The organism is Streptomyces gobitricini (assembly GCF_039532985.1).
Classification (GTDB): Bacteria; Actinomycetota; Actinomycetes; order Streptomycetales; family Streptomycetaceae; genus Streptomyces; species Streptomyces gobitricini.
Genome location: NZ_BAAASR010000014.1, coordinates 125,551 through 151,992 on the forward strand (window position 1 = coordinate 125,551; position 26,442 = coordinate 151,992).

The 26,442-nt window shown below is 72.9% G+C and carries 29 protein-coding genes and 1 riboswitch; of the genes, 17 read left to right on the plus strand and 12 right to left on the minus strand.

The window, feature by feature from the left end; translation table 11 throughout:
• Nucleotides 1–55 precede the first annotated feature (55 nt).
• The 5 genes from ABD347_RS12060 (at nucleotide 56) to ABD347_RS12080 (ending at nucleotide 4,002) form a co-directional block, all read left to right on the plus strand.
• Nucleotides 56–508 (plus strand): SRPBCC family protein, encoded by a 453-nt coding sequence (locus ABD347_RS12060; RefSeq protein WP_344360051.1) that lies wholly within the window; start codon nucleotides 56–58, stop codon nucleotides 506–508.
• Between the two features lie 66 nt (nucleotides 509–574).
• On the plus strand, nucleotides 575–1,699 hold the full coding sequence (locus tag ABD347_RS12065) for an ArsA family ATPase (RefSeq protein WP_344360053.1): 1,125 nt from the start codon (nucleotides 575–577) through the stop codon (nucleotides 1,697–1,699).
• Nucleotides 1,700–1,737: 38 nt separating this feature from the next.
• Nucleotides 1,738–2,175 (plus strand): DUF5304 domain-containing protein, encoded by a 438-nt coding sequence (locus tag ABD347_RS12070; protein ID WP_344360055.1) that lies wholly within the window; start codon nucleotides 1,738–1,740, stop codon nucleotides 2,173–2,175.
• 50 nt (nucleotides 2,176–2,225) lie between these two features.
• Nucleotides 2,226–3,167: an ROK family glucokinase gene (locus ABD347_RS12075; protein ID WP_344360057.1), complete on the plus strand. Its 942-nt coding sequence runs from the start codon at nucleotides 2,226–2,228 to the stop codon at nucleotides 3,165–3,167.
• A gap of 73 nt (nucleotides 3,168–3,240) precedes the next feature.
• Nucleotides 3,241–4,002, plus strand: coding sequence for an endonuclease/exonuclease/phosphatase family protein (locus tag ABD347_RS12080; RefSeq protein WP_344360058.1), 762 nt, complete (start codon nucleotides 3,241–3,243; stop codon nucleotides 4,000–4,002).
• An 18-nt stretch (nucleotides 4,003–4,020) separates the two neighbouring features.
• Here ABD347_RS12080 and ABD347_RS12085 read toward each other — a convergent pair whose 3' ends face one another.
• Nucleotides 4,021–4,584, minus strand: coding sequence for a hypothetical protein (locus tag ABD347_RS12085; RefSeq protein WP_344360060.1), 564 nt, complete (start codon nucleotides 4,582–4,584; stop codon nucleotides 4,021–4,023).
• The gene (locus ABD347_RS12090) at nucleotides 4,577–5,383 is read right to left on the minus strand and encodes an alpha/beta hydrolase (protein WP_344360061.1); all 807 of its coding nucleotides are present in this window, start codon (nucleotides 5,381–5,383) and stop codon (nucleotides 4,577–4,579) included. Before ABD347_RS12090 ends, ABD347_RS12085 begins: the two co-directional genes overlap by 8 nt.
• Nucleotides 5,384–5,599: 216 nt before the next feature.
• Between ABD347_RS12090 and ABD347_RS12095 the strand changes: the two genes are divergently transcribed.
• Genes ABD347_RS12095 through ABD347_RS12105 form a run of 3 tightly spaced genes read left to right on the plus strand, consistent with a single transcriptional unit; the run spans nucleotide 5,600 to nucleotide 8,248 of the window.
• Nucleotides 5,600–6,346, plus strand: coding sequence for a lysophospholipid acyltransferase family protein (locus ABD347_RS12095; RefSeq protein WP_344360203.1), 747 nt, complete (start codon nucleotides 5,600–5,602; stop codon nucleotides 6,344–6,346).
• A gap of 34 nt (nucleotides 6,347–6,380) precedes the next feature.
• Complete coding sequence (gene macS, locus ABD347_RS12100) at nucleotides 6,381–7,580, plus strand: MacS family sensor histidine kinase (protein ID WP_344360205.1); 1,200 nt, start codon at nucleotides 6,381–6,383, stop codon at nucleotides 7,578–7,580.
• Entirely contained in the window at nucleotides 7,577–8,248 is a 672-nt protein-coding gene (locus tag ABD347_RS12105) for a response regulator (protein ID WP_344360063.1), read from the plus strand. The genes macS and ABD347_RS12105 overlap by 4 nt, the downstream gene beginning before the upstream one ends.
• A 276-nt stretch (nucleotides 8,249–8,524) precedes the next feature.
• On the opposite strand, the gene ABD347_RS12110 is transcribed toward ABD347_RS12105, so the two are convergent.
• Both ABD347_RS12110 and ABD347_RS30655 read right to left on the minus strand, forming a co-directional pair.
• Nucleotides 8,525–10,465 carry an anthranilate synthase family protein gene (locus tag ABD347_RS12110; RefSeq protein WP_344360065.1) on the minus strand — a complete coding sequence of 647 codons (1,941 nt, stop codon included), beginning with the start codon at nucleotides 10,463–10,465 and terminating at the stop codon, nucleotides 8,525–8,527.
• Between the two features lie 107 nt (nucleotides 10,466–10,572).
• Nucleotides 10,573–10,629 (minus strand): trp operon leader peptide, encoded by a 57-nt coding sequence (locus ABD347_RS30655; protein WP_071528813.1) that lies wholly within the window; start codon nucleotides 10,627–10,629, stop codon nucleotides 10,573–10,575.
• Between the two features lie 74 nt (nucleotides 10,630–10,703).
• Here ABD347_RS30655 and ABD347_RS12115 point away from each other — a divergent pair, with 74 nt between their 5' ends.
• Nucleotides 10,704–12,083, plus strand: coding sequence for a class II 3-deoxy-7-phosphoheptulonate synthase (locus ABD347_RS12115; RefSeq protein ID WP_425575631.1), 1,380 nt, complete (start codon nucleotides 10,704–10,706; stop codon nucleotides 12,081–12,083).
• Nucleotides 12,084–12,279: 196 nt separating this feature from the next.
• Nucleotides 12,280–12,543: a (2Fe-2S)-binding protein gene (locus ABD347_RS12120; RefSeq protein WP_344360066.1), complete on the plus strand. Its 264-nt coding sequence runs from the start codon at nucleotides 12,280–12,282 to the stop codon at nucleotides 12,541–12,543.
• 104 nt (nucleotides 12,544–12,647) lie between these two features.
• Here ABD347_RS12120 and bfr read toward each other — a convergent pair whose 3' ends face one another.
• Nucleotides 12,648–13,127 carry a bacterioferritin gene (gene bfr, locus ABD347_RS12125; RefSeq protein ID WP_344360068.1) on the minus strand — a complete coding sequence of 160 codons (480 nt, stop codon included), beginning with the start codon at nucleotides 13,125–13,127 and terminating at the stop codon, nucleotides 12,648–12,650.
• Between the two features lie 156 nt (nucleotides 13,128–13,283).
• Between bfr and ABD347_RS12130 the strand changes: the two genes are divergently transcribed.
• The gene (locus ABD347_RS12130) at nucleotides 13,284–13,916 is read left to right on the plus strand and encodes a sulfite oxidase-like oxidoreductase (RefSeq protein WP_344360070.1); all 633 of its coding nucleotides are present in this window, start codon (nucleotides 13,284–13,286) and stop codon (nucleotides 13,914–13,916) included.
• Between the two features lie 6 nt (nucleotides 13,917–13,922).
• Here ABD347_RS12130 and ABD347_RS12135 read toward each other — a convergent pair whose 3' ends face one another.
• The 6 genes from ABD347_RS12135 to thiO form a co-directional block, all read right to left on the minus strand.
• Nucleotides 13,923–14,492, minus strand: coding sequence for a DUF4396 domain-containing protein (locus tag ABD347_RS12135; protein WP_344360072.1), 570 nt, complete (start codon nucleotides 14,490–14,492; stop codon nucleotides 13,923–13,925).
• A 74-nt stretch (nucleotides 14,493–14,566) separates the two neighbouring features.
• Nucleotides 14,567–15,460, minus strand: coding sequence for a deoxyribonuclease IV (locus ABD347_RS12140; protein ID WP_344360074.1), 894 nt, complete (start codon nucleotides 15,458–15,460; stop codon nucleotides 14,567–14,569).
• 6 nt (nucleotides 15,461–15,466) lie between these two features.
• Nucleotides 15,467–17,410, minus strand: a complete 1,944-nt coding sequence (gene pknB / locus ABD347_RS12145) for a Stk1 family PASTA domain-containing Ser/Thr kinase (RefSeq protein ID WP_344360075.1) — start codon at nucleotides 17,408–17,410, stop codon at nucleotides 15,467–15,469.
• 162 nt (nucleotides 17,411–17,572) lie between these two features.
• On the minus strand, nucleotides 17,573–18,367 hold the full coding sequence (locus ABD347_RS12150) for a thiazole synthase (RefSeq protein WP_344360077.1): 795 nt from the start codon (nucleotides 18,365–18,367) through the stop codon (nucleotides 17,573–17,575).
• A 3-nt stretch (nucleotides 18,368–18,370) separates the two neighbouring features.
• Complete coding sequence (thiS, locus tag ABD347_RS12155) at nucleotides 18,371–18,571, minus strand: sulfur carrier protein ThiS (protein WP_344360079.1); 201 nt, start codon at nucleotides 18,569–18,571, stop codon at nucleotides 18,371–18,373.
• A complete protein-coding gene (gene thiO, locus ABD347_RS12160) occupies nucleotides 18,568–19,767 on the minus strand; it encodes a glycine oxidase ThiO (protein ID WP_344360081.1) in 1,200 nt (399 codons plus the stop codon). The genes thiS and thiO overlap by 4 nt, the downstream gene beginning before the upstream one ends.
• A riboswitch (TPP riboswitch) is annotated at nucleotides 19,765–19,878 on the minus strand. (Overlaps the previous gene by 3 nt.)
• 50 nt (nucleotides 19,879–19,928) lie before the next feature.
• Here thiO and ABD347_RS12165 point away from each other — a divergent pair.
• From ABD347_RS12165 to ABD347_RS12190, 6 genes are all read left to right on the plus strand, one after another.
• Nucleotides 19,929–20,270 (plus strand): avidin-fold protein, encoded by a 342-nt coding sequence (locus ABD347_RS12165; RefSeq protein WP_344360083.1) that lies wholly within the window; start codon nucleotides 19,929–19,931, stop codon nucleotides 20,268–20,270.
• Nucleotides 20,271–20,310: 40 nt separating this feature from the next.
• Nucleotides 20,311–21,516, plus strand: coding sequence for an NAD(P)/FAD-dependent oxidoreductase (locus ABD347_RS12170; protein WP_344360208.1), 1,206 nt, complete (start codon nucleotides 20,311–20,313; stop codon nucleotides 21,514–21,516).
• Between the two features lie 61 nt (nucleotides 21,517–21,577).
• Nucleotides 21,578–21,943: an Rv2175c family DNA-binding protein gene (locus ABD347_RS12175; RefSeq protein ID WP_189548521.1), complete on the plus strand. Its 366-nt coding sequence runs from the start codon at nucleotides 21,578–21,580 to the stop codon at nucleotides 21,941–21,943.
• A gap of 111 nt (nucleotides 21,944–22,054) precedes the next feature.
• Complete coding sequence (thiE, locus tag ABD347_RS12180; RefSeq protein WP_344360086.1) at nucleotides 22,055–22,705, plus strand: thiamine phosphate synthase; 651 nt, start codon at nucleotides 22,055–22,057, stop codon at nucleotides 22,703–22,705.
• 116 nt (nucleotides 22,706–22,821) lie between these two features.
• Complete coding sequence (gene metF, locus ABD347_RS12185) at nucleotides 22,822–23,739, plus strand: methylenetetrahydrofolate reductase [NAD(P)H] (RefSeq protein WP_344360088.1); 918 nt, start codon at nucleotides 22,822–22,824, stop codon at nucleotides 23,737–23,739.
• 51 nt (nucleotides 23,740–23,790) lie between these two features.
• Complete coding sequence (locus tag ABD347_RS12190; RefSeq protein ID WP_344360090.1) at nucleotides 23,791–24,570, plus strand: hypothetical protein; 780 nt, start codon at nucleotides 23,791–23,793, stop codon at nucleotides 24,568–24,570.
• A gap of 37 nt (nucleotides 24,571–24,607) precedes the next feature.
• Here ABD347_RS12190 and ABD347_RS12195 read toward each other — a convergent pair whose 3' ends face one another.
• Nucleotides 24,608–26,122, minus strand: coding sequence for a phytoene desaturase family protein (locus tag ABD347_RS12195; protein WP_344360092.1), 1,515 nt, complete (start codon nucleotides 26,120–26,122; stop codon nucleotides 24,608–24,610).
• Nucleotides 26,123–26,442: the final 320 nt, after the last annotated feature.

Sequence of the window (26,442 nt, forward strand, 5' to 3'; positions counted from 1 at the left end):
CACGCGATAGCCTTCACCCACAGGAACCCGGTACCGCACTGGAGGAGCCACGGCGATGGCGGAACACACCAGCTCGACCATTGACATCGAGGCGGCACCGGCCGACGTCATGGGAGTGATCGCCGACTTCGCCCGCTACCCGGAGTGGACCGGTGAGGTGAAGGAGGCGGAGGTCCTGGAGAAGGACGCCGCCGGCCGCGCCGAGAAGGTCCGTCTGCTGCTGGACGCCGGCGCCATCAAGGACGACCACACCCTGGCGTACACCTGGACCGGCGACCACGAGGTCGGCTGGACGCTGGTCAAGTCCCAGATGCTCCGTGCCCTGGACGGCTCCTACCGCCTCAGGCCGCTGGACGGCGGCACCCGCACCGAGGTGACGTACCAGCTGACGGTGGACGTCAAGATCCCCATGCTGGGCATGATCAAGCGCAAGGCCGAGAAGGTCATCATCGACCGCGCCCTGGCGGGACTGAAGAAGCGCGTCGAGTCCGCCCCCGCCTCCTCCTGACTCCGGCACGCCCCGCCCCGGGCCCGGGGCGGCCGCTCCCGGGGCCGGGAAGTAGCGTGTCCCAGCATGCGAACCATCCTGGTCACCGGCCCCGGCGGCGCCGGGTGCACGACCGTCGCGGCCGCGACCGCCCTCGGTGGGGCCCGCCGGGGACAGCGGGTCCTGTTCCTGACCGGCGAGCGCGCGGTGCCCGACGGCTGGTTCGACGGTGGTGACCGTCCGGTCGTGCGCCGTATCGACTCCGGCGCCCGCTTCCGCGACGAGTTCCTGGCCGTCCAGGAGCGCGCCACCACCGCCCTCGGGCTGCTCGGCGCCACCCCGCTCGCCGGCGAGGAGCTCACCGAGCTGCCCGGCAGCGACCGGTTCGCGCTGCTGAGCGCCCTGCGGGAGGCCGCCGCCGAGGACTGGGACCTGGTCGTCGCCGACATGCCGCCCGTCCTCGACGCCGTCGCCGTACTGGCCCTGCCCGAGCAACTCCGCCGCTACCTGCGCCGCCTCCTGCCGCCCGAACGGCAGGCCGCCCGCGCGCTGCGGCCGATGCTCGCCCAGCTCGCCGGCGTACCGATGCCCGCCGAGTGGCTGTACGGGGCGGTCGCCCGCAAGGACGCCGAACTCGCCGCCGTCCAGGCCGTGATCGAGGACCCGGCGACCACCGTCCGGCTGGTCGCCGAACCGGGCCCGGCCGCCGCCCGCACCCTGCGCACCGCCCGCGCCGGACTGGCCCTGTACCGCCTCGCCACCGAGCCGGCCGTCGCCAACCGGATGCTGCCCACCGAGTCCCCCGACCCCTGGCTGGCCGGTCTCGCCGCGCAGCAGCAGACGCACGTCAAGGCCATGGGCGAGGCGCACGAGCTGCCTCACCTCGGCCACGAGCCCCGGACCGCCGAGGACCTCACGCGGCTCGAACCCCCCGCCGCCCCGCCGGCCCCCGCGCCGGACTGGACCGTGGAGGACCGGCGGGAACCCGACGGCGTCCTGGTCTGGCGCATCGCCCTGCCCGGCGCGGCCAAGCCGGACCTCGGCCTCGTCCGCCGCGGCGACGAACTGGTGCTGACGACCGGTCCCTTCCGCCGCGTCGTCCCGCTGCCGTCCGCCCTCCGCCGCTGCACCGTCTCCGGGGCGGCACTCGACGACGGAGCGCTGAGCGTCCGCTTCGTACCCGACCCGGATTTGTGGCCCCGCACGCGGTAACGTCGGGGGTATCACCCACGCTGCCGCAGGAGTACGCCATGAGCGATGGCACCCAGCATCCCGACGCCGACGCCTGGGCGAAGGCCTGCGCCGAGGACCTGGCCGCGGAGAAGGCCCGCCGCCGCGGCACCGAGGGCCCGCCGCCGGGCAACGCCGCCGAGGAGCTGCGCAAGCTCGTCGACGCGGTCGCCGACAAGGTCTCCTCACTGCGCACCCCGCTGCTCGGCATGGGCGCCCAGGACGCCGTACAACAGCTCGTCAGCCAGGCGAAGGCCGCCGTCGAGCCGGTCATCGAGCGGAACCCGCAGGTCTTCGACCACCTCGCGGCCGCCGGCAACGAACTGCTCGCCGCCTACCGCTCCGCCGTCGAGGGCCAGGAGCGCCGATGGACCCGCGGCCCCGACGCCCCTCCGCCCACGCGCGCGAAGCGGGAGGACGACGGTCCTGACCCGACCGAGCACATCGACCTGGACTGACACCGGGTACGGTGGCCCGTAGCGGGGCTCGACCGAAAACTGAGGGACACATGGGACTCACCATCGGCGTCGACATCGGCGGCACGAAGATCGCGGCCGGAGTGGTCGACGAAGAGGGCACGATCCTCGACACCCACAAGGTGCCCACCCCGCCGACCGCCGAAGGCATCGTCGACGCGATCTGCGCGGCCGTCTCCGAGGCCGGCAAGGGTCATGACATCGAGGCGGTCGGCATCGGTGCCGCGGGGTACGTGGACGACAAGCGCGCCACGGTCCTCTTCGCCCCGAACATCCAGTGGCGGCACGAGCCGCTCAAGGACAAGGTCGAACAGCGCGTCGGCCTGCCGGTGGTCGTGGAGAACGACGCGAACGCCGCGGCCTGGGGCGAGTACAAGTTCGGTGCGGGCAAGGGCCACGAGGACGTCATCTGCATCACGCTCGGCACCGGCCTCGGCGGCGGCATCATCATCGGCAACAAGCTGCGCCGCGGCCGCTTCGGCGTGGCCGCCGAGTTCGGTCACATCCGGGTCGTCCCGGACGGCCTGCTGTGCGGGTGCGGCAGCCAGGGCTGCTGGGAGCAGTACGCGTCGGGCCGCGCCCTCGTGCGGTACGCCAAGCAGCGCGCCCACGCCACCCCGGAGAACGCCACGATCCTGCTCGGGCTCGGTGACGGCACCCCCGCGGGCATCGAGGGCAAGCACATCTCGGAGGCCGCCCGCCAGGGCTGCCCCGTCGCCGTCGACTCGTTCCGCGAGCTGGCCCGCTGGGCCGGCGCGGGCCTGGCCGACCTGGCCTCGCTGTTCGACCCGTCGGCGTTCATCGTGGGCGGCGGCGTCTCGGACGAGGGCGAGCTGGTCCTCGGCCCGATCCGCAAGTCGTTCCGGCGCTGGCTGATCGGCGGCCAGTGGCGGCCGCACGCCCAGGTGCTCGCCGCCCAGCTGGGCGGCGAGGCCGGTCTGGTCGGCGCCGCCGACCTGGCCCGCCAGGGCTGACCCACCCCGCTCGTACGACGGTGCCCGCCGCGTCCTCGCCCGGATGCGGCGGGCACCGTCATATCGTGCTCGTATGCCGCTCACCGAACTGCCCGACTCGTGCACCGAGGCGGACGGTTCCGCCGTGGTCCGGGTGCTCAGCTACAACATCCGCTCGATGCGGGACGACGAGGACGCGCTGGCGCGCGTGATCCGGGCCTGCGCGCCGGACCTCGTCCTCGTCCAGGAGGCGCCCCGCTTCTTCCGCTGGCGCAAGCACGCCGCCCGGCTCGCCGCCAGGAGCGAGCTGCTGGTGCTGGGCGGAGGCGCGACCGCGTCCGGACCGCTGCTGCTGTGCTCACCGCGGGTGACCGTCGAGCGCGCCGAGGACATTCTGCTGCCGCTCACCCCCGGTCTGCACCGGCGGGGCTTCGCGACCGCGGTCGTACGGATCGGGGGTGCCCGGCTCGGGCTGCTCAGCTGCCATCTGAGCCTCCAGGCGCGGGAGCGGTACGACCAGGCCGGGATGCTCCTGGAACGGCTGGCCGCCCTCGACGTACCGCACGCGGTCGCGGCCGGCGACATCAACGAGGGGCCCGGGGGGCGCTCGTTCCGGCGGTTGGCCGCCGAACTCCAGGACTGCCGGGCCGTACGGCCCTGGGGCGGCGAGCACACCTCGACCCCCGGCGACCCGCACCAGCGCATCGACGCGGTCTTCGCCACCAAGGGCATCGAGGTGCTGGGCTGCGGTGTCCCGCGCCCCCAGGACCTGCCGGGCGTCACGGACGCCGATCTACGGGCCGCCACGGACCACCTCCCGGTGCTCGCGGCGCTCCGCGTACCGGCCGGGGCCTAGTGCCGGGCCCCGGCCGGATCAGACGACCGCTCCCCGGCCCGGGTCGTCGCCGTCCTCCTCGTCACCGCTCCGCATCCGCGCCACCAGGGTGGCGAAGCCGCCCAGGAAGCCGCCGATGCACAGCGTGGTGAGCCACCAGGTCATGTCCCACCGCAGTATCACGGCGAGCAGCATCAGCACCGGGCCGCCGATGACCCCGAGCCAGGCGAACTTGGCGGTCGTGTCGGCCTCCGGCAGCGGCGGCGGCTCCGGCGGCACGAAGTGGCCCTCGTCGGTGTCGTCGAGGTCGTCGTCCTTCGCCTCGGCCACCTCGTAGTCGCGCGGGCCGCCCGTGCTCACTCCCGGGGCGAACACCACCGAGCCGCCCAGCGGCTTTTCCGGCTTCCCCGGCTCCGCCGACGTGCCCTCGGGTACGTCGTTGACGTCGTCCTCCAGCAAGGCAAGGTCCTCGATCGGCTTGAACGGCTTGGCGCCGGGCGGGTCCGCCGGTTCCTCACCGTACCCGGCGACGATCGCGGCCCAGGCCGCCTCCTCGTCGAACGGCTGCTCGTCCCGCTTGTCCGAGTCGTGCTGTTCAGCCACCGGTCGTGCTCCCTCCCCGGGCCTCCGGCATGGGGGACCCCAACGTGCCGGTACTCGGAGCGAGCCGGCCGACGAACGCGTAGCTCTCCTCGAAGATCCGCTCCGCGTCGTGGTCCAACGTCGCCACGTGGTAGCTCTGTTCCAACAGGATCTCCCGGACGTCCGTGGAGGAGATCCGGCTGAGGATCCGCGCCGAGTCGGCGGGCGGCACGACATGGTCCTGCGGGCTGTGCAGCAGCAGCACCGGCTGGGTGACCTGCGGGAGCTCCGCGTCCACCATCCGGAAGAAGCGCCGCACCGAGTGGGCCGCGTGCAGCGGCACCCGGTCGTAGGCGAGCTCCTTCACGCCCTCTTTGGCGATGTCGCTCGCGATACCGGGCTGCGACGGCACGAGGTGGCGCACGACGGGCAGCGCGTGGGCCGCGAGCCCGTGGACCTTGTTGGCCGGGTTCACCAGCACGAGGCCCGCCACCCCGTCCCCGTGCTTGGCGGCGAGCCGCAGCGACAGCGCCCCGCCCATGGACAGGCCGAAGACGAAGACCGGCCGGCACCGCTCCCGCAGCGCCCGCAGCTCGCGGTCGACCTCGGCGTACCAGTCCTGCCAGCCGGTGACCTGCATGTCCTGCCAGCGCGTGCCGTGCCCGGGAAGCAGCGGCAGGGACACGGTGAGGCCACGCTCGGCCAGATGTTCGGCCCAGGGGCGCAGCGACTGCGGCGAACCGGTGAAGCCGTGACAGAGCAGCACGCCGACCTCTCCGCCCTCATGGCGGTACGGCTCGGCTCCAGGGAGGACCGGCACCGGGGTCTCCTGTTCGGGGGTTCGATGGGTCTCGGGAAGGTGTACTTCACCGTACGCGACCGGGCTGACACCGACCAGATCCGTCGCCGCCCGCGCCCGGCCGCGCGAGGATCCCCGCGCGGGCCCTCGCGCGGCCGGGCGCGGAAGCGGGGGCGCCACACGGGTTAAGGTCTGATCGACGGAACACAGGAGGCATTCGAGTTGATCTACGGCGCAATGAAGTTCTCCATCGGAGGGTCGCTGAAGCTGGCCTTCAGGCCCTGGGTGGAGGGCCTCGAGAACATTCCCGCCGAGGGGCCGGCGATCCTCGCGAGCAACCACCTCTCGTTCTCGGACTCCTTCTTCCTGCCGGCGGTCCTGGACCGCAAGGTGACCTTCATCGCGAAGGCCGAGTACTTCACCTCGCCCGGAGTGAAGGGGAAGCTCACCGCCGCGTTCTTCAAGGGCGTCGGCCAGCTGCCGGTGGACCGCTCGGGCGCGCGTGGCGCGGGTGAGGCCGCGATCAGGAGCGGTATCGAGGTCATCGAGCGCGGTGAGCTCTTCGGCATCTACCCGGAGGGCACCCGGTCGCCCGACGGCCGGCTCTACCGCGGCAAGCCCGGCGGCCTCGCGCGCGTGGCGCTGGCCACCGGCGCGCCGGTGATCCCGGTCGCCATGATCGACACCGAGAAGATCCAGCCGCCCGGCAAGGTCGTCCCCAAGCTGATGCGCCCGGGGATCCGGATCGGCAAGCCCCTGGACTTCAGCCGGTACCAGGGCATGGAGGGCGACCGCTTCATCCTGCGCTCGGTCACCGACGAGGTGATGTACGAGATCATGAAGCTCTCCGGTCAGGAGTACGTCGACATCTACGCCACGGCCGCCAAGCGACAGATCGCCGACGCGGAGAAGGCCGCCAAGGAGGCGGCCAAGGAAGCCGCCAAGGAGACGGCGAAGGCCGGGCGCGAGCGGTCCGGCGCGTAACCGCGTCGTCCGACCAGGGGTGGGGTTGGGGAAGTTGGCCAAGCGCGAGCGCGTCGTCCGCATGTCCGTCGAACAGCCGCTGTGGCGGGCGCTGACCGCGTACCGCGTCCTCACCATGGGGTACGCGGTGCTGCTCTTCGTCTTCACCCGGGAGCAGTTCGAGCGGCCCTGGGTCGCCGTGGGGTTCCTCGCCGTCATGTCCGTCTGGACGCTGGTCACGCTGCCCAAGGTGGCCGGTGCCGCCGGCTGCACCAAACGCTTCCTGGTCGCCGACCTGACCGTCGCCCTCACCGGCATCCTGCTGACGCCCCTCGCCGACGTGCACGCCCGGACGTTCGACGGGCCGACGCTGCCGGGCATCTGGACGGCCGGTTCGGTCCTCGCGTACGCCATCAAGGGCGGCTGGCGCTGGGCCGCCTTCGCCTCGTCCCTGGTCGCCGTCGCCAACATCGTCGAGCGCGGCCACCCCAGCCGGGACACCCTGCACAACGTGCTGCTGGTGTGGGTCGCCTCCATAGCGATCGGTTACGTCGTCGAGGTCGCCCGCGCCTCCGAACGGACCCTCGCGCGCGCCCTGGAGATCGAGGCGGCCACCCGCGAGCGGGAGCGGCTGGCCCGCGACATCCACGACTCGGTCCTCCAGGTGCTGGCCATGGTCCAGCGCCGGGGCACGGCCCTGGGCGGCGAGGCCGCCGAGCTCGGCCGGATGGCGGGGGAGCAGGAGATCGCGCTGCGCACCCTGGTCGCGGGAGGCCTGACCCGTGCCTCGCACGTGTCGGAGGACGTGTCGCTGGGCGCCGTCGTCCGCGAGGTCGAGGAGCCCGACGACGAGGGCCCCGCCGACCTGCGCTCCCTGCTCGCCCGGCACGCGGGGGCCAGGGTCACCTTCTCGGAGCCCGGCGCCCCGGTGCTGCTGGCGCCCGCCGCGGCGCGCGAGCTGGCGGCCGCTGTCGGTGCCGCCCTGGACAATGTCCGCAGCCACGCGGGCGAGGCCGCCCGGGCGTGGATCCTGCTGGAGGACTGGCCGGACGAGGTGATCGTGACGGTACGGGACGACGGGCCGGGCATCCCGGAGGGGCGGCTCGCACAGGCCGAGGGCGAGGGACGGCTCGGCGTCGCGCAGTCCATCCGGGGCAGGCTCCGCGACCTGGGGGGCAGCGCCGAGCTGATATCGGTGCCCGGGCAGGGCACAGAAGTCGAACTGAAGGTTCCACGGGGGAAGGCAGGGAAATGAGCGAGCAGCGGATCAAGGTGATGGTGGTCGACGACCACCCGATGTGGCGGGACGCGGTCGCCCGCGACCTGGCGGAGGCCGGGTTCGACGTGGTCGCCACGGCCGGGGACGGCGAGCAGGCCGTGCGCCGCGCCCTGGCCGCCGGCCCCGACGTGCTGGTCCTCGACCTGAACCTGCCCGCCAAACCGGGCGTCCAGGTCTGCAAGGAACTCGTCGGTGCCAACCCCTCCCTGCGGGTGCTGGTGCTGTCCGCGAGCGGCGAGCACGCCGACGTACTGGAAGCGGTGAAGTCCGGCGCGACCGGGTACCTGCTGAAATCGGCCAGCACCGACGAGTTGCTCGACGCCGTGCGGCGGACGGCCGCCGGTGACCCGGTCTTCACACCGGGCCTCGCCGGTCTCGTCCTCGGCGAGTACCGCCGCCTGGCTTCGGAGCCGCTGCCGGCCGCCGACCGGGACGAGCCGAAGGCCCCGCAGCTCACCGAGCGCGAGACCGAGGTGCTGCGGCTGGTCGCCAAGGGCCTCAGCTACAAGCAGATCGCCGAGCGTCTGGTCATCTCGCACCGCACCGTGCAGAACCACGTGCAGAACACCCTCGGCAAGCTGCAGCTCCACAACCGGGTCGAGCTGGTGCGGTACGCGATAGAGCGCGGCCTCGACGACGCCTGACGCGTACCCCCGCCGCGCGCCCGGCCAGGGGCCGTCGAGGCGACCGCGCGGCCCCGGGCCGGTGGGCCCGGAGCCCTGCGCGGAGGCGGGCGTCTGCTCCGGCCGAGCCGTGTCCGCCGCCCCCCGCCGCGCCGGGCGCGCAGCCGCACGCGTACGGCTGCGCGCCCCGCAAGGGCGACTCACAAGCGCGACCAACAAGGGGCGACCCATGGCGAGGCGCCCCAGAGGGTGACCCATGGCGAGGCGCCCCACAGGGCTACCCACGGCGCGGCGGGCTCACCGGCGGGTGACGTCCAGCGCCCGCACCAGTTCACGCACGATCGACGCGCCCCGCAGCGTCAGCACCGACTCCGGGTGGAACTGCACACCGGCGAACCCCGGTCCGCGCAGCGCGTGCACCTCACCGGTCACCGGGTCGCGGCTCACCTCGACCCCCCGCGCCGCCAGCCCGGCGGCGGCTCCGTCGTCGCACCGGGCGGTGAAGCTGTTGTAGAAGCCGACCGTCTCCTCCGTGCCGAAGAGACCGATCCGCACCTGCGCGCCCTGGAAGGGCACCGCCTTGCGCACGATCGGCAGCCCCAGCTCGGCGGCGATCAGCTCATGGCCCAGGCACACGCCCAGCACCCCGTGACGGTGGCCGCGCACGAGTTCGGCGGCCAGCGCCCGCAGCGAACGCATCCTCGGCTCGGCCGCGTCGCCGGGGTCGCCGGGGCCGGGCCCCAGCACCACCGGCCCCTCGTGCGCGAGGGCCGCCTCCCGCAGCCCCGGCTCGTCGAACCGGCGGACCGTGACCCGCAGGCCCGAGGCGCGGAGCAGGTGCGCCAGCATCGCGGTGAACGTGTCCTCGGCGTCGACCACCAGCGCGTGGCCGGTCAGCCGGGCCACCGGCTCCCGCATCTTCAGCCAGAACGGCGCCAGGTCCGCCCGGCGCGCGTCCAGAGCGGCCCGTACCCGCGGGTCGTCGGCCAGCCGGGGCCGTACGGCTTCCTCACGCGACCGCTCGGGACGCACCCCCAGCGCCGCCAGGACCCCCGCCGCCTTGGCGTGCGTCTCGGCGACCTCGCCCTCCGGGTCGGAGTGCCGCACGAGTGTGGCGCCGACCGGGACGCGCAGGTCACCGGTGGCGGAGATGTCGGCGGTACGGATGAGGATCGGCGAGTCGAGGGTCTGCGACCCGCCCGCGTCCTTGCCGAGCAGCGCCAGTGCCCCCGCGTAGTAGCCCCGGCCCCCGCGCTCGTGCCGCTCGATGACCCGGCAGGCGTTCTGGACGGGCGAGCCGGTCACCGTCGCCGCGAACATCGTCTCGCGCAGCACCTCGCGCACGTCGAGCGACGTCCGGCCCCGCAGCTCGTACTCGGTGTGCGCGAGGTGCGCCATCTCCCTGAGCCGGGGACCGATCACCACCCCGCCCATGTCGCCGACCGTGCACATCATCTTGAGCTCCTCGTCCACCACCATGGAGAGCTCGTCGGTCTCCTTGCGGTCGGCGAGGAAGCCCAGCAGGCCGTCGGCGGTGGGGCCGCCCGCCGGATAGCGGTAGGTGCCGCTGATCGGGTTCATCACGACGGTCCCGCCCGCCGGTCGCCCACCGCCGTCCTCGAGCGGGAGCGCGTCGCGCTCGCCCCTCCCGCCGCCCGACATCCGGACGTGCACCTCCGGGCTCGCCCCCACCAGGGTGCGCTCCCCGGTGTGCACGGCGAACGTCCAGTACGCGCCCCGTTCCCCGGCCAGCAGCCGCCGGAACAGCGCCAGCGCGTCCCGCCGGCCGAACCCGGGGATCCGCCCCGTGTACGTGCGGCGGATGACGAAGTTCGCCCCCTCGCCGCGCCCGATCTCGTCCTCGATGACACGGCGCACGGTCCGGGCGTACTCCTCGTCGGACACGTCGAAGGCGCCGCCCTCGACCGTCACGTCGTGCGCCGGGAGCTGCTCCAGCGCCGCCGCGAGGGGCATCTCGTACGCCTCGTCGGCGACCAGCACCGACAGCGGCGTGCCGTCGTCGCGTACGTCGAAGCCCCGTTCCCGCAGCTGGCGAAAGGGCACCAGGGCGAGGGCCGGCCGGTCCCCGACGGGGATGTCGGCCAGGCGTTCCGCCTCGTGCACGGCGCCGATCAGCACCTCGACGGTGTCGTGGTCGCGGCCGGGGGTGCGGCGGCGCAGCAGTGCGAAGGGCGGGCAGGAATCGTCGTCGAGCAGGCGGCTCAGGTCGAGGTCCATGTGAAGCGTTCCTTCCGGGTGGAGAACCAGGTGGAGAGGAACGGCCCCGCGCAAACGGAAGAAGGCCGCCCTCCGGGCGGCCTTCGCGTGTGTCGGTGTACGCGCAGTCAGTGGGCCGCCGGATGAGCGGTCCACCACCAGTTCTGGGTCGAGTGCGCGAACATGGCCGCACCCTACCGCACGGGATCCCGGGAAGTTCAAGATTCTCGTCTCATCAGGTGAGCGGCCAGATGGACGAATGGGAACAGGCCGTAAGGTTGTCCACGTGACCGTGAACGCTAAGCCCACCGTGACAGGTGGCAACACCTGGCGAGACCTTCCCGCGGCGCAGCAGCCCGAGTACCCCGATGCCGAGGCTCTGCGCGATGTGATCGCGGACCTCGAGTCGTATCCGCCGCTCGTCTTCGCGGGCGAGTGCGACCAGCTGCGCGCCCGGATGGGAGCCGTCGCCAGGGGCGAGGCGTTCCTGCTCCAGGGCGGCGACTGCGCCGAGGCCTTCGACGCCGTGTCGGCCGACCACATCCGTAACAAGCTCAAGACCCTGCTCCAGATGGGCGCCGTGCTGACGTACGCCGCGTCCGTTCCCGTCGTGAAGGTGGGGCGGATCGCGGGCCAGTACTCCAAGCCGCGCTCCAAGCCGGTCGAGACCCGTGACGGGGTGACGCTGCCGACGTACCGCGGCGACTCCGTCAACGGCTTCGCCTTCACCGAAGAGGCGCGGATCCCGGATCCGGAGCGGCTCAAGCGCATGTACCAGGCGTCCGCCTCGACGCTGAACCTGGTGCGCGCCTTCACCACCGGCGGCTACGCCGACCTGCGCCAGGTCCACGCCTGGAACCAGGACTTCGTGAAGTCGTCGCCGTCGGGCCAGCGCTACGAGCAGCTGGCGCGGGAGATCGACAACGCGCTGAACTTCATGAAGGCCTGTGGCACCGACCCGGCCGAGTTCCGCACGGTCGAGTTCTTCGCCTCGCACGAGGCGCTGCTGCTGGACTACGAGTCGGCGCTGACCCGCGTGGACTCCCGGACCGGGCAGTTGTACGACACCTCGGGCCACATGGTCTGGATCGGTGAGCGCACGCGTCAGCTCGACGGGGCGCACATCGAGTTCGCGTCGCGGATCCGCAACCCGATCGGCATCAAGCTCGGCCCGACGACCACGGTCGACGAGGCGCTGACGTACGTCGACCGCCTCGACCCCGAGCGGGAGCCGGGCCGGCTGACCTTCATCGTCCGGATGGGTGCCGACAAGGTCCGCGACAAACTGCCGGAGCTGGTCGAGAAGGTCACCGCGTCCGGTGCCACCGTGGCCTGGGTGACCGACCCGATGCACGGCAACACCTTCGAGGCCGCCTCCGGCCACAAGACGCGCCGCTTCGACGACGTGCTCGACGAGGTCAAGGGCTTCTTCGAGGTCCACAAGGAGCTGGGCACTCACCCCGGCGGCATCCATGTGGAGCTGACCGGTGACGATGTCACCGAGTGCGTGGGCGGCGGCGACGAGATCTTCGTCGACGACCTGCACCAGCGCTACGAGACGGCCTGCGACCCCCGGCTCAACCGCAGCCAGTCCCTGGACCTGGCGTTCCTGGTGGCGGAGATGTACCGCGACCAGTGACCGGTGACCGGGTGGCTTCTGGCCGGTGATCCTGGCTGAAAAAGCCCTTGACGCACCGATGGGGCGTGGATCCATGTGATCCACGCCCCATCGGCGTTTACCGGGCTTTTGCGCGTCGCGGGCACCGGGTAAGGTTAGGTTAACCTCACCGATCAAGGCGGGGTTCCCAGTCCGACCCCGTCGATCCCGCAGGGAGGTGAACCGCGTGTACGTCTGCTCGTGCTTCGGTGTCACCGAGAAGCAGGTCAAGGCACACGCGGACGCCGGTGCCTGCACGCCCCGCCAGATAGCGTCGGCCTGCAAGGCGGGCACGGACTGCGGGTCCTGCGTACGCCGCATCCAGGCGATCCTCGGCCGGGGCAATTGCCCCCGGCGGGAGCTGGTGGACCAGGGCGCGCCGGCGCTCGCGTCCGCCGGGCCCGTGGATGCCGGGGACGCGGGGCTGACCGAAGCCGCCTGAGCCCCTGGGCGGCGGACGCGAACCGCTCAGGTCCCTCGGGTCCGGAGGGGCGGTGCCGCGTCCGGAGGGACGGAATCGGTGCGCGCGGGGCCCGGACGGGCGGGTCAGCTGTCCGGCTGCTCGACCAGCTGGGCGATGTAGAGCGCCTCGCCGAGCTTCTCGACCAGCTCCAGCTGGGTGTCGAGATAGTCGATGTGGTGCTCCTCGTCCGCCAGGATGGACTCGAAGATGTTCGCGGACGTGATGTCGCCCTTGTTGCGCATGACCTCGATGCCGCGCTTGAGCCGGTCGATCGCCTCCACCTCGACCTGCCGGTCCGCCTGGAACATCTCCGTGACCGTCTGGCCGACGCGGACGTGGAACAGCCGCTGGTAGTTCGGCAGGCCGTCGAGGAAGAGGATCCGGTCGGTCAGCACCTCGGCGTGCTTCATCTCGTCGAACGATTCCGCCCGGGTGTACTTCGCGAGCTTCGTCCACCCGAAGTTCTCCTGCATCTTGGCGTGCAGGAAGTACTGGTTGATCGCCGTCAGCTCGGCGGTGAGCTGCTCGTTGAGGAACTCGATGACCTCGGGGTCGCCCTGCATCGCAGAGGCTCCTTCCGCGCTGGTGAAAGGGGCAGATGTGGCGCAGTCTCGCACCGCCGGGCAGGAGCGTCCAGTAAGTGCATGCTTAGTAGGAGTTGCCCGAATGGCCCTCCTGCCTGGTCGTAATCACCCTTCCCGGTCTGTCACCATTGAGGCATGGGTCAGCCAGGGAGCGGGGAACACCGGGCAGCAGGGGAGTTCGAGCTTCCGCCGGGACAGCGACTCCAGCGCGGCTGGCCGGTCACCCACTACGGGCCGGTCCCCAAGTTCAAGCCCGACCGCTGGGAGTTCCGGGTCTTCGGCGCCACGGCGGGCGGCGACAAGCACTGCTGGAACCACGAGGAGTTCTCGGCGCTGCCGTTCTCGACGGTCCTGGCCGATCTGCACTGCGTGACGAAGTACAGCATGCTGGGGGCCGAATGGGGCGGGGTACCCGCCCGTACGGTCCTGGAACTGGCACCGCCGGCCGCCGACGTCACGCATGTGATGGTGTGGGCGGAGTACGGTTTCAGCGCGAACATGCGGCTGTCCGACTTCGCCTCGGACCGAACGATTTTCGCCACGCACAAGGACGGTGAGCTGCTCACCGCCGAGCACGGGTTCCCGCTGCGGCTCGTCGTGCCGCACCTGTACGCCTGGAAGGGGCCCAAGTGGGTCCGGGGCGTCGAGTACATGACCGCCGACCGCCGGGGCTTCTGGGAGGAGCGCGGCTATCACAACATCGGCGACCCGTGGAGGGAGCAGCGGTACTCCTACCAGGAGGAACCGGGGGACGGCCCCGAGCTCTGATACCCCTCAGTGGTATTGGTGCACCACCGCGTGCCCCTTGCCGCGGCCGATCATCCACTTGTTGACCGGTGTGGTGATCACGAAGGCGGCGAAGAGCGCGAAGGCGAGGACGCCCCAGAAGAACCCGTCGGTGAGATGCGCGTCCATGGCTCCCGGCCAGAGGGCGAGTACGCCGTTGTCGATCAGTTCCATGACGGTGATGGACAGCGTGTCGGCGGCGAGGGCCACGCGGAAGGCGGTCCGGAAGCCGACGCCGGCCTTGAGGACGCCGCGCAGGGTGAGCGCGTAGCCGAAGAAGAACGCCAGGGTGATGGCGAGCGCCATGGTCGGGACGGTGCTCCATCCCAGGGCCGTGCCGATGACCAGGCCGAGGACCTCGCCGATGGCGCAGCCGGTGAGGCAGTGCAGGGTGGCCTGGGCGGCCATCGACCAGCTGACCTTGCCGCCGGCGTGCTGGTGCTCATGTTGGTGATCTTGCTGCTGCTGGTGCTGCTGGTGCTCGACGTGTTCACCGTGCTGGGCGTGGTCGCCGTGCTTGGTGTGGTCGCCGTGCCCCGTGCGGCTTTCGTGCTCCATGAGAGCCCCCAAGGTCAAATGGCGGGAACGGTTCTTGCCGACAGCAAGAACCGTATACCCCCTAGGGGTATTCCTCAACTCTGTCGGAGTTTCTTGAGCCGTTCGATGTCGGCCGCGTGCCCTTCCTTCCCGCCGGGGGTCTCGATCACCAGGGGGACGCCGTCCGTCGCCGGGTGGCGCATCAGCTCGCGGAACGGATCCTCGCCGATGTGGCCCGCGCCGATGTTGGCGTGGCGGTCCTTGTGAGCGCCCACGACGTCCTTGGAGTCGTTGGCGTGGATGAGTTTCAGCCTGCCCTCGCCGACCGTCCCGACGAGCAGGTCGAGGGTCTGCCGTACGCCGTGCTCCCCGGTCAGGTCGTGCCCGGCCGCGAAGATGTGGCACGTGTCGAGGCAGACGCCCAGCCTGGGATGGGCGTCGAGGGCCTCGAAGTACGGGCCGAAGTCCCAGGTGCGGGAGCAGAGGGAGGCGCCCTGCCCGGCTGTCGACTCCAGCAGCAGGAACGGGTCGTCGTCGTGGTCGAGCTCGTCCAGCAGCGGCAGCAGGTGCGCGCGCACCTGGGCGAGGGCCTCCTGCCGGGGCCGGCCCCCGGTCGCCGAACCGGTGTGGACGACCACGCCCAGCGCGCCGATGTCCCGGGCGCGGCGCAACGAGTGCCGCAGGGACGCCACCGAGAACTCGACGGTCGCCTCCGTGTGCGAGCCGAAGTTGATCAGGTACGGCGCGTGGACGTACGCCGGTATGCCCTCGACGGCGCACTCCTCGCGGAACAGCTCGTCCTGGGCGGGGTTTCCGGCGGGGGTCGCCCAGCCGCGCGGATTGGCGACGAAGACCTGGACGGCTTCGGCGCCGATCTCCCGGGCGTAGGTGAGGCCGGTCTTGGCGAGGCCGCCGGCCACGGCGACATGGCCGCCGACCGCGTTGCGGGTACCCCCTGGACGAACGGAGCCGAGTCCTTGGGAGAACATGTGCTTCTAGAGTCCCTTGGTCTTGATGGTGATGGTGCTGCCCTCCGGGGCGCGGTCGCCGCCGTTGACGGACTGGCTCTCCACGGTGTCGCCGAGGAAGGGGAAGTTCTTCTCCACCTTCACCTCGAAACCGGCGTCCTGCAGCTCCCGCTCCGCGTCGTCGGCGTTCTTGCCGGTGACGTCGGGAACGCCGACCATACGGGGCCCCTTGGAGAGGGTCAGTGTGACCGTGTCGCCCTTGGCGGCCCGGCTGCCCTTGGCGAGGGACTGGCCGGCCACGCTGCCCGCCTCCTGCGCGGAGTGCATCCGCGCGGCGGCGATTTTCACGGTGAGCCCGGACTCCTCCAGCGTACGGGTCGCGTCCTCGACGCTGTCGCCGGTGACGTCCGGTACGTCGACGGGGGCGCCCTTGCTGAGGACGAGGGCGACCGCGGAGTCAGGGTTGCGCTCGGTGCCCGCGCCGGGGTCGGTGCTGATCACGGTCCCCTGCTGGAACTCCCGGCTGAACGCCTTGGTGACCTTGCCCTGGGCGAGTCCGGCCTCGGTGAGCTCGCGCCTGGCGTCGGCGAGGGGCAGACCCTTCAGGTTCGGGACCTTCACCGTCTCGGGGCCGCGGGAGATGGTGAGGGTCACCGAGCCGTTGCCGCGGATGCGCTCGCCGGGAGCGGGGTCGGCGGCCATCACCGTGCCCCGTTCGTACGCGGTGCTGTAGTCGCGCTCGACGGCCTTGACGGCCAGCCCGGCGTCGGTGAGCCGCTTCTCGGCCTCCGCCTGGGTCTGTCCGAGCACGGTGGGGACCCGGGTGAACTGCCCCGAGTTGATGTACCAGACACCCGCGCCGACGCCCAGGACCAGCAGCACGGCGACGAGGGCGGCGATCCCGCCGCGGCGGGCGTTGCCGAGACGGGGACGAGCCGGGCGACCCGTCTGCGGCACCGCCGCGGGACCGGGCCGCGGGGGCATGGTGAGCCGGCTGGTGCGCTGGACGCCGTCGCCCTCACCCGGCAGGGGGCGCGCGATCACCCTGGTGGGGTCCTCGGAGCCGCCGTCGGCCCCGCCGTCGGGCTCCGCACGGACCTGCGGCGGGACCAGGTCGAGCTGCTCGTCGCCGAGCGTCGCGCGTGCCTCGCGGGCCTGGGCGAGGAGCGCCACCGCGTCCTGCGGGCGGATCTCGGGGTTGCGCGCGGTGGCGCTCGCCACCAGCTCGTCCAGCTCGACCGCGAGGCCGGGGACGGCGGCGGAGGGCGCCGGGACGTCGGTGTTCAGGTGCCGGTGGAGGACCTGGGCGGGCGTGTCGCCCGCGTGCGGCTTGGCGCCGGTCAGCATCTCGTACAGGACGACACCGCAGGCGTACACGTCCGCGCGGGTGTCGGCGGTGCCGTGCTCGATCTGCTCGGGCGCCAGGTACGACACGGTGCCGAGGACGGAGCCGGTGGTGTGGGTGACCGCGCCGACGGCCCGGACGAGCCCGAAGTCGGCGACCTTGACCCGGCCGTCGTCCCCTATGAGGACGTTCTCGGGCTTCATGTCGCGGTGGATGAACCCGGCCCGGTGCGCGGCCCCCAGCGCGGCGAGCACCGGCTCCAGGATGTCCAGCGCGGCCCGGGGCTGGAGGGCGCCGCGCTCGCGCAGCACGTCGCGGAGGGTGCACCCGGCGACGTACTCCATCGCCAGGTACACGTACGCCCCGTCGGCGCCCTGGTCGAACACGCCCACCACATTGGGGTGCGACAGGCGTGCCACGGACTTGGCCTCGCGGATGAACCGCTCCACGAACGTCGCGTCGGTGGCCAGGGCGGGGTGCATCACCTTCAGGGCGAGCTCCCGGTCGAGCCGGGTGTCGAGGGCCCGGTAGACCGTGGCCATGCCACCGACGGCGATGCGCGTGTCGACCCGGTAGCGGCCGTCGAGCAGCTGGCCGACGAGGGGGTCGTGCAGGGTCGTATCCACCTGCCCGAGTCTACGAGCCCCTACCGACACCCCCGCCGCCCCGTCCCCGCCCCGGTGCCGTCCCGGGGCCGTCCTGTGACATGGCGCGGCGCCCGGCCCCGCGGAGCGGGCGCCCGAGCCGCGGAGCGGCGGCTTCCCGGGCGCCGTGCGGCCGCGCCGGTGTCAGAACGCCGGCCGCTCCGGGTCCAGCTCCGCCCGGCCCTCCACGGGCGAGGAGGCCTCCGCGAAGTGCCGGCGCGGAATCCGCCCCGCCCGGTACGCCAGGCGGCCCGCCTCCACCGCGTGCCGCATCGCCTCGGCCATCAGCACGGGCTCCTGGGCCCGCGTCACCGCCGACGCCAGCATCACGGCCGCGCACCCCAGCTCCATCGCCAGGGCCGCGTCGGACGCCGTGCCGGCACCCGCGTCCAGGATCACCGGCACGCGCGCGTGCTCCACGATCAGCTGGAAGTTGTGCGGGTTGCGGATGCCGAGGCCCGAGCCGATGGGCGACCCCAGCGGCATGACCGCCGCACACCCGACGTCCTCCAGCCTGCGGGCCAGCACCGGGTCGTCGTTCGTGTACGGCAGCACCGTGAAACCGTCGTCGACCAGCGTCTCGGCGGCGTCGAGCAGCTCGATCGGGTCGGGCAGCAGGGTCCGCTCGTCCGCGACGACCTCCAGCTTGATCCACTCCGTCCCGAGTGCCTCCCGCGCGAGCCTGGCCGTGAGAACGGCCTCGCCCGCCGTGAAGCAGCCCGCCGTGTTCGGCAGCACCCGGATGCCGAGCCTGTCCAGGACGGACAGGACGGAGCCCTGCACGGTCGGGTCGAGGCGGCGCATCGCCACGGTCGTCAGCTCGGTGCCGCTGGCGGTCAGGGAGCGTTCCAGCACGTCGAGGCTGGGCGCCCCGCCCGTACCCATGATCAGCCGGGAGTCGAACGTGGTCCCGGCGATGGTGAGACGGTCGTCGGCCATCGTTCAGCCCCCCTGGACCGCGGTGAGGACCTCGACCCGGTCGCCCTCGCCGAGGACGGTCGCCGACCACCGGCCGCGCGGGACGACGGTCTCGTTGACGGCGGCGGCGACCCCGGAGGGCGCCGTGGTGAGCGTCGCGACCAGGGCGTCGAGGGTGGTCGGGCCGGCGAGCCGCCGGGCCTCGCCGTTGACGGAGACGTTCATGACACTCCTGCCGGAGAGAGGGACGGGGTGGTGGACGGGGACCGGAAGCGGGCCGGGGTGAAGGCGCGGGCCTCCTGCGGCAGCTCCCCGGTGGTCAGCACGGTGGCCATGGCGTCCCCGGTGACGGGGGTCAGCAGGACCCCGTTGCGGTAGTGGCCGGTCGCCAGGTGCAGGCCGGGCAGCGCCGTGGGGCCGAGCATGGGGGCGTTGTCGGGGGAGCCGGGCCGCAGTCCCGCGCGGGTCTCGGTCAGGGGGAGCTCGGTGATCCCGGGGACCAGCTCGTGCGCGTCCCGCAACAGCTCGTACACCCCGCCCGCGGTGACCGTGGTGTCCCAGCCGAGCTCCTCGCTCGTCGCCCCTACGACCAGCTCGCCGTTCTCGCGCGGCACCAGGTACACGTGGCTGCCGCGCACGACGGCCCGGACCGTGCGGCTCAGGAAGGGCGCGTAGGCGCGGGGCACCGACAGCCGCAACACCTGCCCCTTGACCGGTCGTACCGGCGGCAGCGCCTCCTCCGGTACGCCGCCGAGCCGGCCACTCATGCTGCCGGCCGCCAGCACCACCTGGCCCGCGGCCAGTTCCGCGCCGTCGTCCAGCAGCACTCCCGCCGCTCGCTCCCCGGCCACGAGCAGCCGCTCCGCCCGGGCACGGTGGACCACCACTCCGGACCGCTCGCACGCGGCCACCAGGGCGGCCGCCAGCCGTCGCGGATCGACCTGGTGGTCGCCGTCCACCCGCAGGCCGCCGCGCACGCCGGGTGCCAGCATGGGCTCCAGGCGGCGGCATTCGCGGCCGGTCAGCCACTCCGAGGCGAGGCCCGAGCGGTCCTGCAGGGCGTGGAGCTCCCGCAGGTGGGCGCGGTCGTCGGCGTCCAGGGCGACGGCAAGGGTGCCGCACGCGCGGTAGCCGACGTCCATGCCGCCGGCCGCCTCCTGGAGTTCGGCGACGAAGTCCGGGTAGCGGCGCGCCGACTCCAGGTTGAGACCCAGGAGCGTCTCCTCGCCGTAGTGGAGTTCGGTGACCGCGGCGAGCATGCCCGCCGCGACCCGCGCGGCCCCGCCGCCCGGCTCGGGGTCGACGACGGTGACCCGCAGACCGCGCTGCGTGGCCCGCCAGGCCGTGACCAGGCCGATGATCCCGCCCCCGACGACGAGGACGTCCGAGGTCGCGCGTGGACCTGTCGTACGTGGATGCATGGGCGTCCAGCCCCTCCCTTCGCCGGCATGACCCGGATCAGGTTCGTACGGTCGGAGGCCGTCCCAGCCTCCCTCTCAGCCCGGTACGCCCGGGCTCCCGCGAGTGCTCTACGGTGGCCAGACTAACCCCACCCCGCAACCCGCTGTAAGGGAGCTTCACCGTGGCGCGGTCGCTCGACGGACTCGTTCTCTCGCCCGTGGCGGACCAGGCGCCCGGCCAGGTCGGTACGGCGACCCGGTTCAGGTACCACGAGGAGGACGGCCGCGTATGGGCCGAGTACGAGGGCGGCGACGTGGTGCGCGGACACCTCGTCGGGACGCGAGAGGGAGACCGTCTCGACTTCCGGTACGTCCAGCTGAGGCGTGACGGCCGTACGGCGTCGGGGCACTGCGTCTCCACGGTCGTGGAACTCGGGGACGGGCGCGTCCGGCTGGAGGAGACCTGGGTATGGGAGTCGCGGGAGGGCGGCGGTACCAGCGTGGTGGAGGAGCTCCCTTCCTGACATAGCGTCAACTGCGTAAGGTGGGCGAGTGAACGAGCGGATGCAAGCAGAGCGGCGCGTCGTCGTCGTCGGTGCCGGGATGGCGGGTGTGCAGACGGCCGTGGCGCTGCGCGAGCAGGGCTTCACCGGCCCCGTGCGGCTCATCGGGGCCGAGCCGCACCAGCCGTACGACCGGCCCCCGCTGTCCAAGGCGGTGCTCCTGGGCACGGCCGAGGGGTCGGCCTTCGACGTGGACTTCGAGGCACTCGGCATCGAGCTGCGCCTGGGCGTCGAGGTCACCGCCCTGCGCCCCGACGCGCACGAGGTGGACACCGAGGCCGGGCCGGTCCCCTACGACGTCCTGGTCGTGGCCACCGGCGCCCGCCCCGTCGCGCTGCCCGGCTCCGAAGGCGTGCGCGGGGTCCATCTGCTGCGCACCCTCGACGATGCCGAGCGGCTGCGCCCCGTCCTGGCGGACAAGCACGACGTGGTGGTCGTCGGCGCCGGGTGGATCGGCGCCGAGTTCACGACGGCCGCCCGGGAGGCCGGCTGCGCGGTCACCGTCCTCGAGGCCGCGGACCGGCCGCTCGCCGGTGCGCTGCCCGCCGAGGTCGCCGCCCCGATGGCCGCGTGGTACGAGGAGAGCGGCGCCAAGCTCCTGACGCACGCGCGCGTGGGGCACCTCGAACCGGGCGAGGTCGCCCTGGAGGACGGGCGGCTGCTGCCCGCCGAGGCCGTGGTCGTCGGCATCGGCGCCCGGCCCGCGACCGACTGGCTGGCCGGTTCCGGCGTCGCGCTCGGCGCCGGGGGTGCGATCGTCGCCGACGAGCACCTGCGGACGTCCGCTCCCGACGTGTACGCCGTGGGCGACTGCGCCTCCTTCCCGTCGGCTCGCTACGGCGAGCGGCTGATGGTGCACCACTGGGACAACGCCCTCCAGGGGCCGCGCACGGTGGCCGCCGCCGTCGTCGGCGAGGTCCCGCGGCCCTACGACCCGGTGCCGTACTTCTGGTCCGAGCAGTTCGGGCGGTTCGTGCAGTACGCGGGCCATCACGCGGCCGCCGACACCATGGTGTGGCGGGGCGACCCGGCCGGTGCCGCCTGGTCGGTGGCGTGGCTGCGCCAGGGTGCCCTGGTGGCACTGCTGGCGGTGGGCCGCCCGCGCGACCTGGCGCAGGGACGCAAGCTCATCGAGGCGGGCACACCGCTCGATCCGGAACGCGTGGGGGACCCCTCCGTCCCGCTGAAGTCGGCCGCCCGGGGGTAGCGGGGCCGGATCCGGCGTAGCCCGGCTACCGGCTGTCAGTGCGGGATGGCACGCTAGTCCCGTGACCGAGATTGACGCAAAGATCGATGCTCTCGTCCCCGCCTGGCTCCACCTGCCCGACATCGCGGAAATGCTCGATGTCGAGGTGACGCGTGTGCGGCAGCTGGTCAAGGAGGGCCAGCTGATCGCCGTGCGCCGCGGTGAGAACCGGACGCTCCAGGTGCCGGCCGCCTTCATCAAGGACGGCAAGGTCGTGAAGGGTCTCTCCGGGACCCTCACACTCCTGAAGGACGACGGCTTCACCGACGAAGAGATGCTCGAGTGGCTCTTCACCCCCGACCCGACCCTGCCGGGCACGCCCGTGCAGGCGCTCAGCGAGAATCGCGGCACGGAGGTGAAGCGCCGCGCCCAGGCGCTCGCCGTCTGACGTCCTGCCAGACCCCGGCGCCCCGCGCCGGGCGGAACACCGACACCAGGCGGTGTACGGGCCGGGTGAGCCCCGGCCCGTACACCGCCGCACCAACGGGGGGAAGACCTCATGTCCACGGCACGCGCCCGGCTGGCCGACGCCCGGCTCTACCTCTGCACCGACGCCCGCAAGCGGCAGGGTGACCTGCCCGAGTTCCTCGACGCGGTGCTCGCCTCCGGCGTGGACGTCGTCCAGCTCCGCGACAAGGGCATGGAGGCGGGCGAGGAGCTGGAGCACCTGGCCGTGTTCGCCGACGCCTGCCGCCGGCACGGCACACTGCTGGCGGTGAACGACCGGGCCGACGTGGCGCACGCCATCGGCTCCGACGTGCTGCACCTGGGCCAGGGCGACCTGCCCGTCCCCGCCGCCCGAGCCATCCTGGGCGGCGACGTGCTGCTGGGCCGGTCCACGCACGCGGAGACGGAGGTGGACGCGGCGGTCGCCGAGCCGGGCGTGGACTACTTCTGCACGGGCCCCTGCTGGCCGACGCCCACCAAGCCGGGGCGGTACGCGCCCGGGCTGGACCTGGTGCGGTACGCGGCGTCGCTGGACCAGGAGCGGCCGTGGTTCGCGATCGGCGGCATCGGCGCGGGCAATCTGGACGAGGTGCTGGACGCCGGCGCCCGCCGGATCGTCGTCGTCCGCGCGATCACCGAGGCCGACGACCCGGCGGAGGCCACGGCGGCACTGGCGAAGCGGGTCCGCGAGCGCTCCGTGTAGCCGCGGCGCCGTCCGCCCTGTCCACGAGTGTCCAAGGAGTGGACAACAACCCGGCAAAACCGACAAATCACCCTGCTCTGGTTGGGTGACGACCACCTCGTGGCTAACCTGCCCTCATGGCCCTTGGCACACCTTCCACCAGGACAGATCGCGCGCGAACGGTGCGCGATCTGCTCGCGACCGGCCGGACGACGTACTCCTTCGAGTTCTGGGCGCCCAAAACCGAGAAGGGCGAGCGGAACCTCTGGAACGCGCTGCGCCGTGTCGAGGCGGTGGCGCCCAGCTTCGTCTCCGTGACGTACGGAGCGGGCGGCTCCACGAGGGCCGGGACGGTCAAGGCCACCCAGGAGATCGCCGCCGACACCACGCTCACCCCCGTCGCGCACCTCACGGCCGTCAACCACACCGTCGCCGAGCTGCGCAACATGATCGGCCAGTACGCCGACGCCGACATCAGGAACATCCTGGCCGTCCGGGGCGACCCGCCCGGCGACCCGATGGGGGAGTGGGTCCCGCACCCGCAGGGCGTGCGGTACGCCGCCGACCTGGTCCGGCTGATCAAGGAGTCCGGCGACTTCTGTGTCGGCGTCGCCGCGTTCCCCGAGATGCACCCGCGCTCCACCGACTGGGACACCGACATCCGGCACTTCGTGGACAAGTGCCGGGCGGGCGCGGACTACGCGATCACCCAGATGTTCTTCCTGCCGGAGGACTATCTGCGACTGCGTGACCGGGTCGCCGCCCAGGGCTGCGAGACGCCGATCATCCCCGAGATCATGCCGGTCACCAGCGTCAAGCAGATCGAGCGGTTCGCTCAGCTCAGCAACGCCCACTTCCCGCCCGGGCTGAAAGAGCGGATCCTCGCGGTCAAGGACGATCCGGCCGCTGTACGCTCCATTGGCATCGAGTACGCGACGGAGTTCTGCGCGCGGCTGCTCTCCGAGGGCGTTCCCGGATTGCACTTCATCACGCTGAACAACTCCACCGCGACGCTCGAGATCTACGAGAATCTCGGACTGCACGAGCAGTCCTGACCGGCCGTACCCGCCACGTCCCGGGGCGGAGGCCGTACGAGAGGGGCGGGCATGGGCTGGACGGTCCTCTACATCGCATTCGGCGTCGTCGCGTTGTGGTTGCTCGGTGAAGTGCTCCTGCAGTACAAGGCCCGGCTGCGCTGGCGGCTGCTCGCCTTCGCCGGGTTCCTGGGCGTGGTCCTCGGCGTGCTGCTGCCGTCCGTGCCCGTGATCGCGGCGGGCGCGATCGCCTTCGCGATCGGCCAGACCTACGTCACGCTCTCCTTCCGGCGCGGTTTCTCGACGGGGTGGGCGATCGGCGGCAGGCCGGGGGTCAGCCGCCGCCGCAGGGCCCGCGGAAGCGCTGTCGCCGCCGGGCCGACCCTGGCGGTCTCGAACCTCGCGTACGAGGAGCAGGAGGAGGCGGCCGCCGAGACCACGGCGGTTTACGCCCCCGAGCCGCTGCCGGACGAGACCGGGCAGTACGGCGTCCACCACGAGCCGGCCCAGGCCGCCCAGGCCGTCCCGACGGCCTCGTACGACGGAGGCTTCGGCACCTACGCGGCCCCGGGGTACGACCAGCAGAGCAGCACCTACGCCACGGCCATGTACGACTACGGCGCCACCGGGGAGCAGAGCTACGCCGCGTACTCCGACCCGTACATCGGCACCGCCCCCTACGACGGCGGCGGGCAGCGGTACGCCGACCCCTACGCTCCCCAGTACGGCATGGAGACCCCGCCCGGCGGTGTCTGGGTCCCGCAGCAGCGCGACGCGGAGGACCAGGCCCCGCAGCAGCCGCCGTACGGCTACGACCAGGGGCTCGGCCAGGGCGACCCGTACCGGTACTGAGAGCCGCGGAAGCCGTCGGCGAGAGCCGCCGAAGCCGTCAGCGAGAGCCGCGGAACTCCGCGCCCTCCACGATCAGCCCGGCCACCAGAGCCCCCGACATCCCGGCGTGCGCGAGCCCGCCGCCCGGGTGCGCCCAGCCCCCGGCGAAGTACAGCCCGCCCAGCGGGGTGGGATTGGCGGCGGGCAGCATCGAGCCCCGCGCGCCCGCCAGCGCCGGGCCCGGCACCTGGAACACGCCCGTCTCCCGGAACGTGTCGGCGGGGGTGCGCACCACCCGCCACAGCAGCCGCTCCCGCAGGCCCGGCACGGCGGCCGCCGCGGCCTCGGTCATCCGGTCGGCGAACGCCTCCACGGCCGGTTCCCCGGCCCCGCCCCACAGGTTCTCCGACGCCCACACCCCGCTCGCCGGCACGGTCGCGGTGACCGTCACCGACTCGTGGTCGCCGTCCGGGCGCAGCCGCTCGTCGTCAGGACGGAGCACCACGACGGTCGGCCGGTCGCACAGCCGCCCCCGCGCGAGGGCGTCCAGCTCGTCCTCCCGGTCGGCGGAGTGCACCACCGTCCGGTGCGCCGCGTCCGCCTCGCGCGGGCCCCTCAGGGCCAGGCACACGGTGACCCGGCCCGTCCGCGCGGCCTCCTGGTGGCGCGGCCACTCGTCCGAGCTCTCCCAGGCCAGCACCTGGTCCCGGTACAGCGCGGGCAGCGGGGCGCCCGCGACCACATGGTCGGCCTCGACGACCTGCCGGTCGTCCAGCTCGACGCCCACGGCCCGGCCGTCCTTCACCGGTACGCCGGTCACCGGCGTACCGAAGAAGAACTCCACCTTCCGCTCCCGGCACCGCCGGTACACGGCGTCCGCCAGCGCGCGGATGCCGCCGCTCACGTACCAGCTGCCGAACGTCTGCTCCATGTAGGGCAGCACGGCCGCGGCGGCGGGCGCGGTGGCCGGGTCGAAGCCGTACGCCAGCGCGTGGCTCTCCAGCAATGCCGCCAGCCGCGGGTCGCGCAGCTCGCGCCGCCCCACGTCGGCGAGCGTCGCCGCGGGCCGGCGGAGCAGGCCGGTCCTGAGCGCCGGGTAGGGGTCGCGCGTGAACGGCTTCACATCGGCCGGCAGCGGCTCCTCCAGCAGCGGCCTGCGCGAGCGGTCCCACGCGTCCCGCGCACGGTTCAGGAACTCGCCCCACCGTGCCCCGGCGCCTCCGCCGAGTGCCGTGTCCAGTGCCGAGACGACGCCGGCCCGGGAGGCGTTGGGCAGCGAGACCGCCGTACCGTCGGCGAAGAGATGACGGCTCGCCGGGTCGACCTGGCTCAGCTCGACACACCGCTCCAGCGGCTCCTTGCCGGTCTTGACGAACAGGTCCCGGTACACGGCGGGCAGGTGCAGCAGCCCCGGTCCGGTGTCGAAGGCGAAGCCGTCGCGTGCGAACCGGCCGACCGAGCCGCCGTAGGTCCCCGCGCGCTCGTACACCGTCACCCGGTGCCCCGCCACCGCGAGGCGGGCCGCCGCCGCCATGGCGCCCATCCCCGCGCCGATCACCACAATCCGTGCCATGCCAGGGACCTTATCCGGCGTCATCCGGACGCCTGCCGGGCGGGCGGGCCCACGCGCGCGTGGGCCCGAGCACCGAGCCCTGAGTACCCGTACCTAGCCGGCGAGATGAGTAGGTACGCGGATGGGCCCCGGCGGCCCCGGACGGAAGAGTGGGGACCACGGAAGGAGCGCGGGGCCGGAAACCGCCGACACGGGGCGGCGGAACCGGCACCGCGCACCTGACGGAACGGGGGTACGCGGGAGGGCCGGGGACCGACGGGGGAACACGGGGGCCGGACCTCTCCCACCCGGGGGGACGCACGGGGGACGGGGGGCAGGGG